A 15795-nucleotide genomic window follows, 5' to 3' on the forward strand; every position below is an offset into this window, starting at 1 on the left:
ACAAATCAACTACGCAACCTGATAGGTGAATTGGTATGACAAAACCGGCTCGATTTGGGGTTGACCCGAAGCTAACATCCATTCTGGGCTCGACATATTCATCATCTGAAAAAGCGCTTTGTGAACTTGTCGATAACGCTTGGGATGCGGATGCGTCTCAAGTTTGGGTTACCTTGCCTGAACCGCTGACAAAAGACCCAATCATTATCAAGGATGATGGCGTGGGAATGACAAATAAAGAAGTTCGAGAAATTTATCTGAAGATAGCAAATGATCGCCTGTCCCGAAGTAAAGATTCGCGAACCTCCGGAAAGCGGAGACTTGTCAAGGGAAGGAAAGGCATTGGTAAATTCTCTGGACTCGCGGCCGCGCACACGATGCAATTGGAAACTCGCTCTAGAGGAGAGTTGACAGCGCTTTCAATCAACAAAAATCATCTTCTCGCTGTTCACCGTAGTAATGACCTTGAAAAGATTGATCTCCCGATTATGACGGAGCAAATCGAAAAATCTGATCGTGGCACGACTATAACGCTGACAGATTTAGACCAGTCAAAAGAATTCCCTCGCCCTGATATCCTCCGACGAATGCTTGTCCGCGAATATTCAAGGGAGGCAGACTTTCAGGTCTTTGTAAACGAAGAGCCATTGACGGTTTCAGATCTTGGTGGTGAGACAAAAACAGCAAATTTTAATCATCCTGAGATCGGACCATTTACCGTGAGTTGGACCATCACGGAGAAACCTCTATCAAAATCAGAGGCAGGCTTTGTCTATCGAGTCGGCGGCAAGGTGGTTGGGCGGCCTACATTCTGCGGTCTCGATGAGGAAGAGGATCTGCCAGAAAAAGTACGAAACAGAATCTGGGGAGAAATCGAGGCAAATGGTCTTGACAACCACGTTACTTCCGATTGGGGAGAAATTTTTCAAAACAGTCTGCCACTCAAAGAGATAAAAACGACTGTTCGGGAAGTGGTGTCTTCCCATATTCGTGAAGTCTGCAAGACTGAAGTAAGTGCAGCTAAGGCGAGGCTTGCCAAGATCGTCAAAGCGCGAATCGAGACCCTCCCTGAGCATCGCAGACAATATGCAGCCGAGGCGGTCGAACGGGTGATTCAAAAATACTTCCCGGAGGGAGATGATAAGGTCAAATTGCTTGTCGGTCTGGTGCTGGATGCCTTGGAGCGGGATGAATATTTTGTAATCTGTGAAAAAATCGCAACTGCGGCTGGCTCGGATGTTGCTACCATAGCGGAGTGTCTTGCCGAATTCGGAATGGTGGACATGGCGGTGATGGTCAAGCAAGCCAGAAATCGTCTGCATGTATTGGATGAGTTCGAGCGTATCGTTCGCGACAAAAGCACCCTCGAAGCGGATGTCCACCACGCTCTCGAACACAATCTTTGGGTTATCGGTCCGCAGTATAGCGTTATTGCCTCCAACAAAACACTCAAGACAATAATTGACGATTATTTCACCAAGGGCGGAAAGAAATCGCGCGCAAAAAAAAGGCCTGACCTTTTTCTCGGGCAATCTGTCGATGGTAGAAAGCTGTTGATTGAGTTTAAGCGGCCTAGCGACAGCGTTGGACGAGATGCCGAAGCCCAGGTCAAGAAGTACCGGGATGACCTGACCCCAAGTCACGGACCAATGGATATCGTGATATTGGGAGGGGCGGTAGATCAGTCCTTGGCTCGCGAATACCAGTCAGATACTCAATTTCGGTCTTATCTGGCGATTATTGGTGATGCCCGCAACCAGCTTGAATGGCTGCTCAGGGAGTTGGCGCCATGATTTCTCCTGCTACCTATAGGCATCTACGGGGCGCCCATTTCACTCAATTCCGCGACTGGCTCCTGCCCATGCTGATGAACGGCCAGGTGACGGTGACGTAAGGGGGATGGAATGAGCGAAACTTTCAACATCTACTGCGACGAATCCTGCCATCTGGAAAACGACCATCAGAAGGCCATGGTGCTGGGCGCTGTCTGGTGCCCAATGGACAAGACGCGCGAGATCGCTGTCCGGCTGCGGGAGATCAAACAAAAACACGGGCTCCCGCCTCATTTTGAAGTGAAGTGGACCAAGGTTTCGCCCGCCGGCAAGGCCCTCTATCTGGAGCTGGTCGATTATTTTTTCGATGATGACGACCTTAACTTCCGGGCCTTGATCGTGCCCGACAAATCCCTGCTTCGCCACGACGCCTTTCCCGGCCAGGACCACGACGGCTGGTATTACAAGATGTACTTCGACATGCTCAAGGTCATCTTCCGGCCCGATGCCCGCTACCGTCTCTATCTCGACATCAAGGACACGCGCGGGGCGCGGAAGGCGGCCAAGCTGCACGAGGTGCTGTGCAACGACCGCTACGACTTCTCGCGGCAGGTGATCGAGCGGTTGCAACTTGTTCATTCCCACGAGATCGAGCAACTGCAACTGGCCGACCTGCTCATCGGCGCGGTGGCCTATTTGAACCGAGGCTTGCGGGGGAATGCCGGGAAAATGGCGGTGATCGAGCGGATGCGGCAGCGCTCCGGCTACGACCTGACCCGCACCACCCTGCTGCGCGAGGAAAAGATGAACCTCTTTCGCTGGCACGCGGCCGAGGTGCAGGGATGAGCGATTCTCCCAACTGGCTGCCGCCGCTGGTCCTTTTTAGTGGCCATGGCGGCGACTGGGATCGTTATCTGGGTGCCCTCTATGCCTGGTTCAAGCAGGACTTCGTCGACACCAAGCCAATCTTTCAAGGGAGACGGCTCGGCCTGAAACGGCACCCCATGACCCACGGCAAAGAGGCGACCTTCTGGCACATGATTCAAGAGGGTGAGGTGGAGGAAGAACGGACCCCGGATTTCAGGCGTTGCGAGCGTATCCGCTGGCCAAAGCCGATTATCGAGCGGGACACGGACCCGGCAATCAAGGTCTGGCGTAACCGGCGAGGCAGGGAGGAACGGGTGTGTTTGTGGCTGGTGCAGGAAAGCTACCTGGTCATTCTGGCGGATCGCGGGGATTACATTCTGCCGTGGACGGCCTATCTGGTTGAACAGCCGCACCGGCAACGGAAATTGCGGAAGGAATATGAGGAATACTGGCGAAACCAAGGCTCAAAAAGCTGAAGCCGCCCCGGGGGACGGCTTCGTTACTCCTTCTACACGTGGTAGATGAGCTGCTTTGAAGTTTGACACAACCAGTCAAAATGTCAAGCTTTTCGGGTAGGCGCGTATAGCTAGACTTGAGATTCAATGGAATCAGGGATTTAGGGCAGGCAATAACGCATCCAAGCCATGGGTACCACCAACCCAGGCCTGTCGTTGGTAAAAACCGACCGCTTTCTTGACAGCCCGCCGAAATCCCGCAATGAAGTACTATCCCCCTTCACACGGCGCATCGGCGTCTGTGGGGAACGCGGTAGCGGGGTCGATAGGGTTGTGAATTCTACCAACTCCCTGCCCCACTGTTTGAAACCACTGACGAACAAGCCAGGGCGGTTCTTTTTTCCCATCGTGAATTCTGGGCATGGATAAGGAAGACCGAATTTGTGCTTGCTACTTGCATGTTTGCCTTTGTTATGTCCAACAGGATTTCATGACCACTACCACCCTGCGGGAACGGTTCGGGATCGAAGAAAAGAACAGCTCCATGGCGTCAAGGATCATCAGGGATGCCATTGAGAATGGACTGTTTCGCTGTCACGATGAAGCCGTCGGCAGTAAGGCCAGGAAATACCTGACCTGGTGGGCTTGGTGATGTCTGCCAATTTGCTTGACAGGGTTTCTTGAGGACTTTTACTCCTGTAAACTGAATACCTGATTCGCATAAAATTGAAAAACGAAAAATCCCGCCTAAGTCGGAAAAAAATCGGCCTAAGTCGGAAAAAATTGAGTTAGGGAAATCAAATAAATAAAAACAGGGAAAATTTTTCTGGGTTTTTTCCGACTTGTGTGGGATTTTTTTGGACTTAGGCCGGATTTTTTGATTCTGGATATTGTGACGATCAAATCGAAAAAATGGTTTAAAGGCCCCCTTTCCCTTTGAAGATATGAAGTGTTTACAAAGGGGGAGGCCGGTTGCCACACTCAGTGTGGCAAATGGTGGTAGATTTTACCTAGTGTGGCAAATGGCTGCTCCTAACAGGGAAGGACAAAACCGTTTTCCATCAGTTTGCCAAATTAAGTGTGGCAAACACTATGGTCATTGCCACACTAGGGGCCAAGGTTTCGCACTTTCAGAACCCTCCCTAGTGTGGCAAACGACATGTCATTTGCCAAACAGATAATAAGTGTGGAAAAGAAGCAGATGGAGGGCGGGAAAAAACATGGAAATCAATCGGGGGATTTTCGATTCATATGACTATATTTCTCGGTATTGCTGCAGACGGCTTTTTACGGGTGTGTAAGGGATTTTGGTTTGGATGAACCCATCTCCTCAAACAGAACCAGTGCATCCGATGATTGATCAAAGCGGAACATCCCCACACCGTTTCTCCCGCCCGCTTGTTGCCGCGGCCATCGCCTCTTCTGTCATCGCACTGGCGCACACCATGGGCCTGAAGGTTGTTGGTGAAGGCATTGAGATGGAGGAACAACACCAGTTTCTGAAAGAGAAGGGCTGTGATATGGGGCAAGGATACCTGTTCAGTCGCCCCCTGCCAGCCGAGGAAGTTGTTTTGGCCATTCACCCAATGGAAAGATAGGGACGAGAGAAAAACGGCAGGGATCGTTGAATTGTAGGTTTGTCTTTCCTTTTTATTTGCCACGAAACTTAGGATGATCCGGATCAAAAAAATCAGGACTTTTTTCAGACGTAGGCCAGGTTTTTTTGAAGGGATTCCAGAGATGACGATCGGACTCTTGTTACGGCAATAATCTGTTCCCCATGTTTGCTGAAGCCAGATAAAGGCCGAAAATACACCTAGAATGATTTCGCTTTGGAAAGAGGCACAAAATGGCCAAGTACGGATTCCGGTTCTTGTGGAGCGATGAAGACAGCGGATTTATAGTAACCTGTCCAGATTTCCCAGGGTTTTCTGCGTTCGGAGAGACGACCGAAAATGCTCTTGAAGAAGCAAACATCGCACTTGATCTTCTCGTTGAGTCTCTTCGGACCGCAGGAACGGCCCTCCCCGAGCCCACAAAGGCTGCCGATTATAGTGGCCAGGTGCGACTTAGAATGCCCAAAAGCCTGCACCGCTCTTTGGTTCAAAGAGCTGAAATGGAAGGCGTGTCTCTAAATACCTGGTTGATTACTCTTCTCTCCGAACGTAATGCGGCTAGATGAAATAGAAGCCTTGAGAAAATAATGGGTATTGGTCTATGTAGGGTTTGACGATTTTTTACTGTCTGCGGTGAGACGTCAACCCGCCTTGACAATCGCTGATGATTGATATAGTTCTGTCCTGTAGGCTCGGATTGGCTCCCTCCTGAACTTTGTTGGTCAGTGCAAACCGCCGAGTATTTACCCAGAAAAGCCCGGATCTCCGGGCTTTTCTGTTTGTGAGCACCTTACCCTCCTTTTCCTCAAAACCGCTCTGGAAAAAGAGTCTTTTTGAGTCCCCGAACCAGCAATTTCACTCCTCTTCGATCACAGGAACATACTGGCCAGTCCTGAAAGGCTTTGGCTGTGCGCGCGAGGCATTGCGCGTAGCGCCTTGACTGGTGCACTAAATAACCAAAGTCCCTGCCAAAATAATGGGGACTTTGTCAGCGGCCTGGGGGACTTAACAGGCCTTTCCCTTAATATTTCGATAAACAAGGGGTGATATGATGATTTCAGGAAGATGGAAAAAGGAAAGGTTGCCACAGTAAATGTGGCAAACAAGTGCCAATTTTCCATACTGTGGCAAACAGGCAGCAACGCCAGTCTGTAAGGGCAAAAAGTCCCCAAAAAAGCTATCTTGCCCAATCGTTCATAACGAAGGTCTTGCCACAGTAAATGTGGCAAACAGGTGCCGATTTTCCCTACTGTGGCAAAAAGATAGCCCTAGACAGGGAAGGAGTCCGCAGTTTGTTGCTACTTTTCCAAATATAATGTGGCAAACATGCTAGATTTTGCCACATTAGGCCAATTTTTCTGATATGCCAGAAACTTCCCTAATGTGGCAAACGGCATGTTATTTGCCAAAAAGATAATGAATGTGGAAAAGGGCGAAAATGAGATACTTGGAAAAAACAGTTGAGGCATCAAACCAGTCCCTCCAAGTTTTGATTGAAAAAGCAGATGCCCTTTTGAGGTGAGTCGATACACCGAAGCGCTGGCGCACAATAGAAAAAGCCCGGAAGCAAGCTTCCGGGCTTTTTTGAGGGGTAAAGCACCGGGATCGTCACTGATCTTCTGCCAGGATAGGATTTGTCCGGTGGATGCAGTATGTTTTTATACAAAAAATGCTTTTTTGTCAAACTCAAATTGGTCACAAAAACACTTCGGCCACACAGACCAGATTGATCCGCCGCAATATGAGGTGATTGGAGTCGCCGTTAAGTCTATAGGAACACTCGTCCGAAGAGCTCCGACTTTCCAGTAAAAAAAAACCCGCAGATTCCGGTGGGATTCTGCGGGCTTTGGCTTCGGGGCGCGGAGTGAACTACATCATCATCCCACCGCCGTGCATAGGCCAATCGATTGCTCCGTCCCTATATCCCTGGTGCCCGGACTCCATGGTGTAACCCCTGTCGTAGCGGTATCCGGTAAAGTCGTTGACCCCGTCTGCGTTGGTGTCGACGAAGGCATCGTTTATGCCATCATTGTTTGCATCAACCCAACCGAAACCCATGCAATAGGGGCGGCCGGTTTGGTCATCGATCCCGTCGCCGTTGTCGTCCTGATGGCGGCTACCGAATCCGTAGCGATAGGACATCTCTGCGTAGGGGCCTCCCGCATAGTCGTTAATGCCATCCCCGTTTGCATCCACAAAGCGGTCGTTAATACCGTCGCCATTCGCATCGACCCAGCCAAATCCGTGGGCATAGGACATGGGCAAGTCAGACAGATCGCCGATGCCGTCACCGTTGGCGTCTCTGAAATAGTCATTTATCCCATCACCATCCAAGTCAACCCAGCCAGGAATCGGCATATAGGGCATCGCGATCAGGTCGTTGTAGCCATTGCCGTTTGCATCGACGAAAAGGTCATTGATGCCATCCCCATTCTCGTCCTGATATCCGAAGGAGTGACGGAAGGGCATGCCTGTAAGGTCGCAAATGCCGTCGCCGTTAGCGTCTACGAAACGGTCATTGACGCCGTCGCCGTTGGTGTCCACGAAACCAAACCCGTGCCCGTAGGCCATTTGGTTTAAGTCGTTTATACCGTCGCCGTCGGCGTCGCGGAACAGGTCGTTGATGCCATCGTCGTCTGCATCGACGAACCCTGCTTCCATCATGTAGGTATACCCAGCGTACAGCCCTCCTCGATCACAGATGCCGTCGCCATCGGCGTCGATGAAGTTGTCGTTGATGCCGTCCCCGTTTTCATCGATAAAGCCGAAGTGGTAGCCGTTAAATCCGGTGTGCTCCACGAGAGCACCGTCTCGGATGGTTAGGGTGCCGAGATTCAGACCACGTCCTTCCAGCATTCGAAAAGGGATCTCCGTGACCTGTCCGGACATGTGGTGCAGATAGAGCGAATGATCCCCGTCGGCAATGCCCCTTACCTCAAAATACCCCTGAGGACCAAGGGGTATTTCCGTGGTGCTATCGTCGAGAGTGAGAGTAGGCTGCGTTTCGGAGACCACCGCCAGGGTTGCAACCTGGCCACTGTCCGTTGTACTCAGCGTGCCGATCACGGTCGACGCCGGGGCCGGTTGCTCAGCCGGCGCTGGGTCGCTGCTGCCGGATCCTCCGCAGCCGGTGACAAGGAGAGCCATGCCGGCACTCACTAACCAGAACTGAATTCTCTTTAGAAAAACGGTTTTTGCTTGCATTGATTACTCCTGGGAAAGAAAGTTTCTCATTAGACGAAGGCGGAGCGAAGAGGTTTACCCTGAAAGGGTATTTTTCCGAAGTGTTGTAAGTGTCAGTTTTTCTATAGCAAAACGGGGTCGGACCTGTTTTCCTGATGAGCCTGAATGCTCTGAACCAAAGAAATCTGAACCCATATGTCGCTGCATTGTCTAAGCTTGACCAGTCCCTACGGACTATCTTGCTCCCGTGATGGTTCACGACTGGTGGGGAAGGCTGGCGCGGTCTTTGGCTGCGATGGAAGGGAGTGGCCACAGTAAGGGCAGAAGGCCCATTTCATGGAACATCCTGCAAATACGCACGTTTTGGTTTTTTTTCTGTGCTAGGACTTGTCTAAACGCTTTTTCTCGACAGTGACTCCGTAATCTTCCCGAAGGACATGGATAATCGCGTCAAAAAGTTCGGCCTTCTCCCGAGCCGCCCTAATCTGCACCTCAAGTGCCTTTGTCCCCTTATCAGGGTTTTCTATGGAATCTTTGTCATCAGACATCTGAGTCATCTTGAGATCGGATAAGCGTTTCCGTTGACAGTGGAACTTCCCATGCTTTCGTAGTCAGGCCAGGATGGTGGAGCGCCCTTGAATGCCACAGTGACTATGGCTTTTTGCAGCTCATTTGACCTTTTTCTTCTGGAGAAAAGGGGCAACGCATTTCAGAATGAGTCATTGGCAAAAAAAGGCACTTTAAGGTCTTACCCAGGACCACGCCTCAATGGAGGCACACTGTACCCTTGTCTTAAACACATTCCGTGCCATGAATCTGCCATGGGGCAAGCGTATGAAAATAAACGGAAAAAAGTTTCTGCGCGAAACGGCCAGCAACCGATGTGCGGAATATTCTCTCCCAGATGAAGAATATTCCGCGATTCATGTCAAGGCAGGGCGGCAAGCATAGAGCGAAGCCTGGATATCATGGCCAACTCCTGATCAGAGGAAGCCGGCTGTCATTCAACCTCTGTGCATTCCGTCCGATTGTTTATTCCCGAACTTCATTCGTGGCTTTGAGTCTGGTGCGCTTGGAAATCGACACGACTTTTTTGCGGCCAGAATGCAATATCTGTCCGTCTTTTTGCGCCTCTAGCTAAAACCCTCCAGAAAGCCTGTAAACCGAGACCCCAGCTCTTCCCGTCTTTTAGTCCTCGATATTTTAAAATAATTGATTCCAAAAACACTAAGCGTGCGAACGCCTGCAAGTTCTCCCATTCAATATCCCATCGCGAAAATCGAAGCACTCATCCCCTCACTTTGCCCGATAAAGCACACCAAAATGTGCGTAAATAAAATTAGCAGACATGTTTAAACTACTGCTTAAAAGTGATGTATAGAAGAATTTATTATTGACTTAAATGGTAGGGTTAGAATATGGTTGCAAGCACGTTTCGAGGGCAGACAAACCATTTTCGACGGAGGTGTATTGTGCGGAAGATTGTGTTGGTATTTTTGTTGGGGGGCCTTGGGCTCATCTTCTCAGCCTCTTCGGCCTTTGCCGAGCTGGGTGATTTTTTCGTGACAACCGATTGGCTGGCCAAGCGCCGGCACCAGGTCAAAATTGTCGATGTACGTGTGACCCCTATGTATCTTCTCGGTCACATTGACGGGGCGCTCAGTATTCCGAAACAGCAATTTCTGTCCACCCGGGGCGGGGTCAAAAGCCTGGTTCCAACAGTATCGGAGTTCGCGTCCCTAATGGATCGCTATGGCATTACACCGGATACGACCGTGGTCGCCTATGCCGAGGATGACAACCCGTACGCCGCACGATTTATCTGGACTCTCCGATACCACGGACACGAACGGGCCTATGTCCTGGATGGTGGTTTTAACAAGTGGGCCAAGGAAAACGGCCCCACAGCGTTTCTCCCCACGAAGGTGGTGTCGACGGCAGGCTATCATTGCCAGCCAGGCAGAGATATCCGGGCAGAGACAGACTATATTCTGACCCGTCTGGGAAATCCTGGGGTGATGGTTTGGGATACGCGAAGCTACAAGGAATTCGATGGATCCGATATTCGGGCCGAGCGCGGCGGACACATTCCCGGTGCTGTTCATCTGGATTGGACGAACCTGCAGAAGGAGGTCGACGGTGTCCGTGTACTTAAGAGCGAGGAGGAGATTCGGGCCTTGCTCACGGCGGTCGGAATCACGCCTGAGCAGGACATCGTGGCCCATTGCCAAACCGGGATCCGTTCTTCCTATGCGACCCTGGTTCTGTTGGGACTCGGGTACCGCGTCGAAAATTACGACGGTTCCTGGATTGAATGGGCCAACAACAAGGCACTGCCCGTCAACAGGACCATTCGAACCGCCTCGCGAAGCCATTAAACCGCGCCATTGGGGGGCGTTAAGAAAACAAGTCAATAAATAGGAGGAAAAAAACTATGCGTATTGCTGGAATTGAGAAATCCAAAGGTCCTGTCTGGTTGCGGGTTCTGTTCAAGATTATGGGATCGCGCTCTGGCGGAGTACCAACCCCTCTGTGGGTGTATGGCTGGAAACCAAGCATTCTAAAATCGTTCCTTGGCTTGGGCCGTTCGGTCCGCACCCCGGGTGAACTGCCCGAGAGATTGAAGAGGCTTGCCATGTATTGGACGGCACGGCAGGTCGAGTGCGCGTTCTGAATTGATCTGACGAATCGTCTCGCCCGTGAGGCGGGAATAACCCACGAAGAAATTGCTGCTCTTGCCAATTACTGCAGCAGCGACATGTTCACCGACCTGGAGAAAAATGTCCTGGCCTATGCCGAGGCTGTCACGGCCACGCCTTCACGTGTTACGGACGAACTTTTTGAAAAGCTCTCTACGCAATTAAATGAAGTACAGATGGTGGAATTGACGGCAGCCATCGCCCTGGAGAATTTTAGTGCCCGCTTCAATCGCGCCTTTGGCATCGAGCCGGGAAAGTCAGTTTCGTTGAATAACGGGAAATAGGCGCAAATCCGTTCCACATTAAAATGTCTGGAGACCCCATGGAGAAAAAGAAAATCCTTTTGGTCCTGATTTTGGCAGGACTTGTGGCTTTGTTTATCGGCCTTGACCTGAATCGCTTCCTGTCGCTGGAAGGTATTAAAACGCACCGGGATGCTTTGGAGGCCTTTTATGCCAGGAATCGGCTGATCACTCCGATTGCTTTTATCCTGGTCTACATCATTCAGACAGCGCTTTCCCTTCCAGGGGCTTTGCTGCTCTCCCTGGCTGCAGGGGCTCTATTCGGGGTCTTCCAGGGGACGCTTTTTGCTGTAACTGGAGCCACCCTGGGAGCGACCTGTGCGTTTCTGGTGTCTCGTTACCTTTTGAGTGGATGGGCGCAGAAAAGGGTCGGGTCAAAATGGGATACGCTGAATGTAGCCCTTGAAAGGGATGGACTAAACTATCTGCTGTTCCTGAGATTTGTTCCCATTTTCCCCTTTTTTCTCATCAACCTCGTAGCGGCGTTAACAAGACTGCCCCTTCGCACGTTCTTCCTGGGAACCTTCGTGGGCATTCTTCCGGGAGCTTTTGTCTATGTCAACGCGGGAGCGAGTCTTGCTTCCATTGAGTCGATGGCTGGAATCGTCTCGCCAAGAGTCCTTGGTTCCTTTGTGCTGTTGGGGGGCTTTTCCCTGGTGCCAATTCTTAGTCATAAGTGGCATTGGGCAAGAAAGAGCGAAAAGCAATCCGAAGCTTAGGTCGCGACAAATTGCCAAAGGGAGAGTACTGATGCCTTGCTTGCGCCATATCAAAAAGGCTGGTAGGCCTGGCCGGGCAATCAGCACCATGTAGATGGCCTGCTGTTGATACTAAAAGGCTAGAACGCCATGTGCCATCATAGATTGACCTCGTTGGGGATCGCTTGTCGGGGAACAACCGCATTCTATCGTCCAGGCTGGTCTGGGCCGACGAGGCTTGTCTATCTTATGGCTGGTGGATCAGGAGCCTTGGCGTGTTACAGGAAAGATTACGGGTTCTTGAAAAAAAGCACTTTAACGTTTTGCCCTGAACCGGATTTCATTTGAGGCACGGAACGTATCATGGTCTTAGATACGTTCCGTGCCATGAATCGGACGTCTGAAAGAACGAGAAAAACAGGTTCTGAGAGAAACGGCGATCCATGTCAGCGTCAGACTGACTGCATGGAGCGATGCCTAGATCCCATGACTAACTCCTGATCAGGAAAAGCAGGTTGGCACTCTTCCTCCGTGCGTTCTGCCCAATTATTTATTCCCAAACTGTTCAATCAGCTTGGCGAATTTTTTCTCAAACCCGAGGGTCATTCTTTCTGCTGAAAAACCCGCCTCTTGCCACAAAAGGGCCATCATGGCCTGGCCGTAACAGATGTTGCAGTCGGAACCGTGATCGTCAAATCCTTTTTTGAGTTTCCCCTTCTTGAGAAAGCACCAACTCAGATCGGCATGGCCCATGGTGTCGCAGAAGCAGTAGCACTTGAATTTCTTAAGAAGTTCTGGCTCCTTTACCGCAATCATGTAGCCTGCCTCCACCGAATCGCTGGTAAAAACATACTGGGGGAATTTAACAGCATCCCAGTCTTCATCAGGGTATTTGCTGTCAAGAAGCGCCAGGGATTCCTGGGTCAAGTCGGCCATGCCGAGATTGAGTATGCGGTTGAATTCCTGGTCATCGCCGGCAAATACATGGCCCGCGGCCAACAAGAAGACCAAAACAGTAGCCATGATCGAAGTCAGACGAAAAATGTTCGTTTTCATAAAAACCTCCATTCAGTTCGTTAAAAAGGCCAGATCAGGCCCCAGTTGGGGCCACGAAACCATTGTCCAACAATGATAAAACCGACTTGGCTCAGCAGAAGAGCGCTAAAAAAGACATTGAGCAGGAAGCGGTCCCTGGCAAACCACATACCCGGCGGACTCGCAGTTCGGTCAAGGTGTGGCGAGAGCACAAAGAAAATAAAAAGAAACAGAGGAACGGCAACACCACCCCAAAAGGCTGAATAGCCGACCAGTTCCTGAAAACCGACAAAATACCAGGGCGCTTTCGCCGGATTGGGCGGATGATTCGGATCGGCACGCTCAAAGAGCGGGGCATCGACTCCCAGGGCGAGAAAAAGGAGAAGGGCAAGGGTTAGCAGCGCCACGCTTGCTTCGGCGCGGTAAAGCCAGGGATCCGCCGGGATTTTATCGCCTAGTTGATGGGGTGGTGAGGCAAGTCCACCGTCTTTGCGAATGCGCCAGAGGTGCAGGCCAGTAAAACCCACGATAAGTGGTGGGATCACGCCGGCATGAAAAGCGAAGGAACGCAGCAGGGTTTCCACGCCGACCTGGGAACCGCCCAGCAAGAAGCGGCGCAGCCCGCCACCGATAAAGGGGATATACTCGGCAAGGGAGGAGGCCACCTTGGTCGCCCAATAGGCAACCTGATCCCAGGGAAGCACATAGCCCGTAAAATTGGCGAATAGAACCAGGAGTAGTAAAACCAAGCCGTATTGCCAGTTCAAAGAGCGCGACTTGTAGGCCGCGGTGAAAAAGACGCGCGCCATATGGAGAAACACCAGAACGATGAGCCCATTGGCTGCAACGAAGTGGAGATTCCGAATCAGACGCCCAAAATAAAGGGTCGTGGTGATGTGCAGGATTCGCTCATAGGCCACGGCTGTATCCGGCGTATAGTACAGGAACAAGGTCGCCCCAGTGACCAACAGGACCCCTAGGCAGGTCAGGCAGGCCATGCCCAGTCCTAGGGTCGTCGATGGCGAAAGCGTGCGCCGGTAGACCATGACGGGGTGCAGGTGGCTGAAAAAGTGACGTTTGGACGGCGGCATGGACCTAACCTCGCTTAATCCAGAGGGGCGAATCAAGGCGGGTGCCGCCCTGAATCCAAACCCGTCCGTTTTGAATGCGCACGGGCAGCCAGTCGAGGTCCCGGGAAGCAGGTCCCGATAGGACTTTGCCCGAAGACGCGAATTCACTGCCGTGACAGGGGCAGAAAAATCCCTGGTCAACGGTGTTGAGCAGGCACCCCAAATGGGTGCATTCAAGACTCAACGCGCCAATATCCTCCCCCCGGCACAAAAGGGCGACACGCTGGCCGGGAAAGGCGCTGGTTCCCTCTTCAGGAAGGCTGTCCACCGCCGTCACGTCAGACCAGTGTCTTGAAGAAAAACGGCCCGCGGCCAGCCAGACCTGCGAAAAAATACCACCGAGGGCAGCACCTGCCACAGCTAAGGCGGGCATGGAGATTGCGCGAAACAACCACTGGCGCCGATTCATGGTCGGCCTCCTGAGAATCGTCGGACTTTCTCTACCAGGGCCCACGCCTCCTCGTCGCTGACCACTCCCCGCCATGCAGGCATGGCGGTCCCGGAGACACCATTGAGAATACCTCGCAGAATGCGTTCATCCTCAACGGCTGTAAAAAAGGGAGCGTTGGTCAAATTGCGGGGACGCGGCAGGTGCCTGCTGGCCTTGGGTCCTTTGCCGGTGCCGCTTCTCCCGTGGCATTCTGCACAAAACCGGTCATAGAGGCGTTCAGCCCGTTGCAGAGGCAGGGCATCCGGCCTGGGAGGCAGCGGTGTCTCCTCCACCTTGTCTTCCCGAGAGATCCCGATGAAGGATTGGAAGATTAAATCGAGCAGGTCCTCTCGGGATTTTGCGGACAAAACATGCTCATAAGGCGGCATGGAGGTCCCGGATATGCCCCGGGCGAGGCTGTCCCGCAACCGTGAATCAGTGACCCGCCGAAAAAACTCGTCATTGCCCAGAAAAGCCCGCGGAAACTGGGCCAGATTGGGTTGGATAAGTCCTTTGCCGTCGCCATTGGCAGCATGGCATCGCTGACAGTGATGCATATAGACTTTTTTCGCCTCCAGATGATGCGCCTCTTCGGAGGTGGCTCCCGCCAAAAATTCGACCAGTTCCACCTTGTCTGCGGCGTTCAGCAGGGATGTCGGCATGGCAGCTCCAGGGATCAACCGCGACGGATGTTCCAGAAAACCTTCAAGGTAATCCCTGTCACGCATCTTGCCTACATAGGTGAGGTCAGGAGCAATGCGACCATCCTCCTCTTTATATTGATGACAGGCCAGACAGCCTCCCTGCCATAAAAGTCGTTCTCCCGCCACCAGAGAGGAATCTTCGGGGACGACGTCCGGTACCGCCACAGCGGGGCGACCTGCCGTTACCCACATGGGCGAGGTAAAGAGAGGCGCCTCCACCCGGCCCTTGAGAAAATAAGTGAGGTCACGCACCTGATTGCGGGAGAGGGGAAAGCGCGGCATGGTCGAGTTGTCAGGCTCGGCGCGGGGGTCTCGAATGGCCTTTTCCAGTTGAGCCAGCCCCAGCTGGGAACCGACATGGCTCAGATCCGGCCCGAACCCACTGCCTTCAGGCATGCCGTTCAGATAGTGACAGAGATAGCAGGCCTTTTGCCGAAAAAGCCGGTAGCCGTTCCAGGCCTTCTCTGCTCCCGGCAGAACTTCCAGCTCATGACAGACATAGCATCGTCCCTGCACTTGCTGTCCCTGCAGCACCTGCCGCCCTCCCAGTCCAGGCAGGCCATGGGAGAATGTACGGTCCATCGCCATCCCTTCACCCAGATGACAGCCCGTGCAGCCCAGGCGTTCCGGCGCGTGAGGAGTAATATCAGGATGCGAGGAGCTCATCCAGTGGGTGCCTTCCCAGGTGGGCCGTCCTCCCTCCGTATGACAGGTCGTGCAATGTTCACGGACGGGGCTGCCGCCCAGGTTGACAGTAATATCCGCGATAGTCCCATGGAATTGATGATCATGATTGTCACCGGTCAGGAGGGCGAGCAGGGACGCGGCCAGCACCAGCAAACTGGCGACGGCCAGCAGGGGGGGTATCCAGCGGGGGGGTGGGGATTCTTCTTTTGGCATTTGG

16 protein-coding genes are annotated in these 15795 nt (G+C 52.3%); 10 read left to right on the forward strand and 6 right to left on the reverse strand.

The window, feature by feature from the left end; translation table 11 throughout:
- The first annotated feature begins 35 nt into the window (after positions 1 to 35).
- The 7 genes from MJO47_RS07505 (at position 36) to MJO47_RS07530 (ending at position 5276) form a co-directional block, all read left to right on the forward strand.
- Positions 36 to 1793, forward strand: a complete 1758-nt coding sequence (locus MJO47_RS07505; protein ID WP_253960498.1) for an ATP-binding protein — start codon at positions 36 to 38, stop codon at positions 1791 to 1793.
- Between the two features lie 111 nt (positions 1794 to 1904).
- Positions 1905 to 2618 (forward strand): DUF3800 domain-containing protein, encoded by a 714-nt coding sequence (locus MJO47_RS07510; protein WP_253960499.1) that lies wholly within the window; start codon positions 1905 to 1907, stop codon positions 2616 to 2618.
- Positions 2615 to 3115, forward strand: coding sequence for a hypothetical protein (locus MJO47_RS07515; RefSeq protein WP_253960500.1), 501 nt, complete (start codon positions 2615 to 2617; stop codon positions 3113 to 3115). The genes MJO47_RS07510 and MJO47_RS07515 overlap by 4 nt, the downstream gene beginning before the upstream one ends.
- A 168-nt stretch (positions 3116 to 3283) precedes the next feature.
- Entirely contained in the window at positions 3284 to 3523 is a 240-nt protein-coding gene (locus MJO47_RS15620; RefSeq protein WP_371926637.1) for an ATP-binding protein, read from the forward strand.
- Between the two features lie 61 nt (positions 3524 to 3584).
- A complete protein-coding gene (locus MJO47_RS07520) occupies positions 3585 to 3746 on the forward strand; it encodes a hypothetical protein (RefSeq protein WP_253960501.1) in 162 nt (53 codons plus the stop codon).
- A gap of 664 nt (positions 3747 to 4410) precedes the next feature.
- The gene (locus MJO47_RS07525) at positions 4411 to 4692 is read left to right on the forward strand and encodes an EAL domain-containing protein (RefSeq protein ID WP_253960502.1); all 282 of its coding nucleotides are present in this window, start codon (positions 4411 to 4413) and stop codon (positions 4690 to 4692) included.
- 251 nt (positions 4693 to 4943) lie between these two features.
- A complete protein-coding gene (locus MJO47_RS07530) occupies positions 4944 to 5276 on the forward strand; it encodes a toxin-antitoxin system HicB family antitoxin (protein ID WP_155875321.1) in 333 nt (110 codons plus the stop codon).
- A gap of 1303 nt (positions 5277 to 6579) precedes the next feature.
- Here MJO47_RS07530 and MJO47_RS07535 read toward each other — a convergent pair.
- Entirely contained in the window at positions 6580 to 7914 is a 1335-nt protein-coding gene (locus MJO47_RS07535; RefSeq protein ID WP_253960503.1) for a hypothetical protein, read from the reverse strand.
- 359 nt (positions 7915 to 8273) lie between these two features.
- Positions 8274 to 8441 (reverse strand): hypothetical protein, encoded by a 168-nt coding sequence (locus MJO47_RS07540; RefSeq protein ID WP_253960504.1) that lies wholly within the window; start codon positions 8439 to 8441, stop codon positions 8274 to 8276.
- 1014 nt (positions 8442 to 9455) lie between these two features.
- On the opposite strand from MJO47_RS07540, the gene MJO47_RS07545 reads away from it, so the two are divergent.
- From MJO47_RS07545 to MJO47_RS07555, 3 genes are all read left to right on the forward strand, one after another.
- Positions 9456 to 10271: a rhodanese-like domain-containing protein gene (locus MJO47_RS07545; protein ID WP_253960505.1), complete on the forward strand. Its 816-nt coding sequence runs from the start codon at positions 9456 to 9458 to the stop codon at positions 10269 to 10271.
- A gap of 380 nt (positions 10272 to 10651) precedes the next feature.
- Positions 10652 to 10876, forward strand: coding sequence for a carboxymuconolactone decarboxylase family protein (locus MJO47_RS07550; RefSeq protein WP_155875325.1), 225 nt, complete (start codon positions 10652 to 10654; stop codon positions 10874 to 10876).
- Between the two features lie 38 nt (positions 10877 to 10914).
- Positions 10915 to 11613 carry a TVP38/TMEM64 family protein gene (locus MJO47_RS07555; protein ID WP_253960506.1) on the forward strand — a complete coding sequence of 233 codons (699 nt, stop codon included), beginning with the start codon at positions 10915 to 10917 and terminating at the stop codon, positions 11611 to 11613.
- Positions 11614 to 12138: 525 nt separating this feature from the next.
- Here MJO47_RS07555 and MJO47_RS07560 read toward each other — a convergent pair.
- Genes MJO47_RS07560 through MJO47_RS07575 form a run of 4 tightly spaced genes read right to left on the reverse strand, consistent with a single transcriptional unit; the run spans position 12139 to position 15791 of the window.
- On the reverse strand, positions 12139 to 12648 hold the full coding sequence (locus MJO47_RS07560) for a PCYCGC motif-containing (lipo)protein (RefSeq protein WP_253960507.1): 510 nt from the start codon (positions 12646 to 12648) through the stop codon (positions 12139 to 12141).
- Positions 12649 to 12668: 20 nt separating this feature from the next.
- Entirely contained in the window at positions 12669 to 13718 is a 1050-nt protein-coding gene (locus MJO47_RS07565) for a cytochrome b N-terminal domain-containing protein (protein WP_253960508.1), read from the reverse strand.
- A gap of 4 nt (positions 13719 to 13722) precedes the next feature.
- Positions 13723 to 14166, reverse strand: coding sequence for a ubiquinol-cytochrome c reductase iron-sulfur subunit (locus MJO47_RS07570; protein ID WP_253960509.1), 444 nt, complete (start codon positions 14164 to 14166; stop codon positions 13723 to 13725).
- Positions 14163 to 15791 (reverse strand): cytochrome c, encoded by a 1629-nt coding sequence (locus MJO47_RS07575; RefSeq protein ID WP_253960510.1) that lies wholly within the window; start codon positions 15789 to 15791, stop codon positions 14163 to 14165. Before MJO47_RS07575 ends, MJO47_RS07570 begins: the two co-directional genes overlap by 4 nt.
- Positions 15792 to 15795: the final 4 nt, after the last annotated feature.

This window comes from Desulfuromonas sp. KJ2020, assembly GCF_024197615.1.
Lineage (GTDB): Bacteria > Desulfobacterota > Desulfuromonadia > Desulfuromonadales > SZUA-540 > SZUA-540.

What these genes read in the sequence shown, in the direction of transcription:
- MJO47_RS07505 (WP_253960498.1), top strand. Translation starts at nt 36, where the DNA reads ATGACAAAACCGGCTCGATTTGGGGTTGACCCGAAGCTAACATCCATT.
- MJO47_RS07510 (WP_253960499.1), top strand. Translation starts at nt 1,905, where the DNA reads ATGAGCGAAACTTTCAACATCTACTGCGACGAATCCTGCCATCTGGAA.
- MJO47_RS07515 (WP_253960500.1), top strand. Translation starts at nt 2,615, where the DNA reads ATGAGCGATTCTCCCAACTGGCTGCCGCCGCTGGTCCTTTTTAGTGGC.
- MJO47_RS15620 (WP_371926637.1), top strand. Translation starts at nt 3,284, where the DNA reads ATGGGTACCACCAACCCAGGCCTGTCGTTGGTAAAAACCGACCGCTTT.
- MJO47_RS07520 (WP_253960501.1), top strand. Translation starts at nt 3,585, where the DNA reads ATGACCACTACCACCCTGCGGGAACGGTTCGGGATCGAAGAAAAGAAC.
- MJO47_RS07525 (WP_253960502.1), top strand. Translation starts at nt 4,411, where the DNA reads ATGAACCCATCTCCTCAAACAGAACCAGTGCATCCGATGATTGATCAA.
- MJO47_RS07530 (WP_155875321.1), top strand. Translation starts at nt 4,944, where the DNA reads ATGGCCAAGTACGGATTCCGGTTCTTGTGGAGCGATGAAGACAGCGGA.
- MJO47_RS07535 (WP_253960503.1), bottom strand. Translation starts at nt 7,914, where the DNA reads ATGCAAGCAAAAACCGTTTTTCTAAAGAGAATTCAGTTCTGGTTAGTG.
- MJO47_RS07540 (WP_253960504.1), bottom strand. Translation starts at nt 8,441, where the DNA reads ATGTCTGATGACAAAGATTCCATAGAAAACCCTGATAAGGGGACAAAG.
- MJO47_RS07550 (WP_155875325.1), top strand. Translation starts at nt 10,652, where the DNA reads ATGTTCACCGACCTGGAGAAAAATGTCCTGGCCTATGCCGAGGCTGTC.
- MJO47_RS07555 (WP_253960506.1), top strand. Translation starts at nt 10,915, where the DNA reads ATGGAGAAAAAGAAAATCCTTTTGGTCCTGATTTTGGCAGGACTTGTG.
- MJO47_RS07560 (WP_253960507.1), bottom strand. Translation starts at nt 12,648, where the DNA reads ATGAAAACGAACATTTTTCGTCTGACTTCGATCATGGCTACTGTTTTG.
- MJO47_RS07565 (WP_253960508.1), bottom strand. Translation starts at nt 13,718, where the DNA reads ATGCCGCCGTCCAAACGTCACTTTTTCAGCCACCTGCACCCCGTCATG.
- MJO47_RS07570 (WP_253960509.1), bottom strand. Translation starts at nt 14,166, where the DNA reads ATGAATCGGCGCCAGTGGTTGTTTCGCGCAATCTCCATGCCCGCCTTA.
- MJO47_RS07575 (WP_253960510.1), bottom strand. Translation starts at nt 15,791, where the DNA reads ATGCCAAAAGAAGAATCCCCACCCCCCCGCTGGATACCCCCCCTGCTG.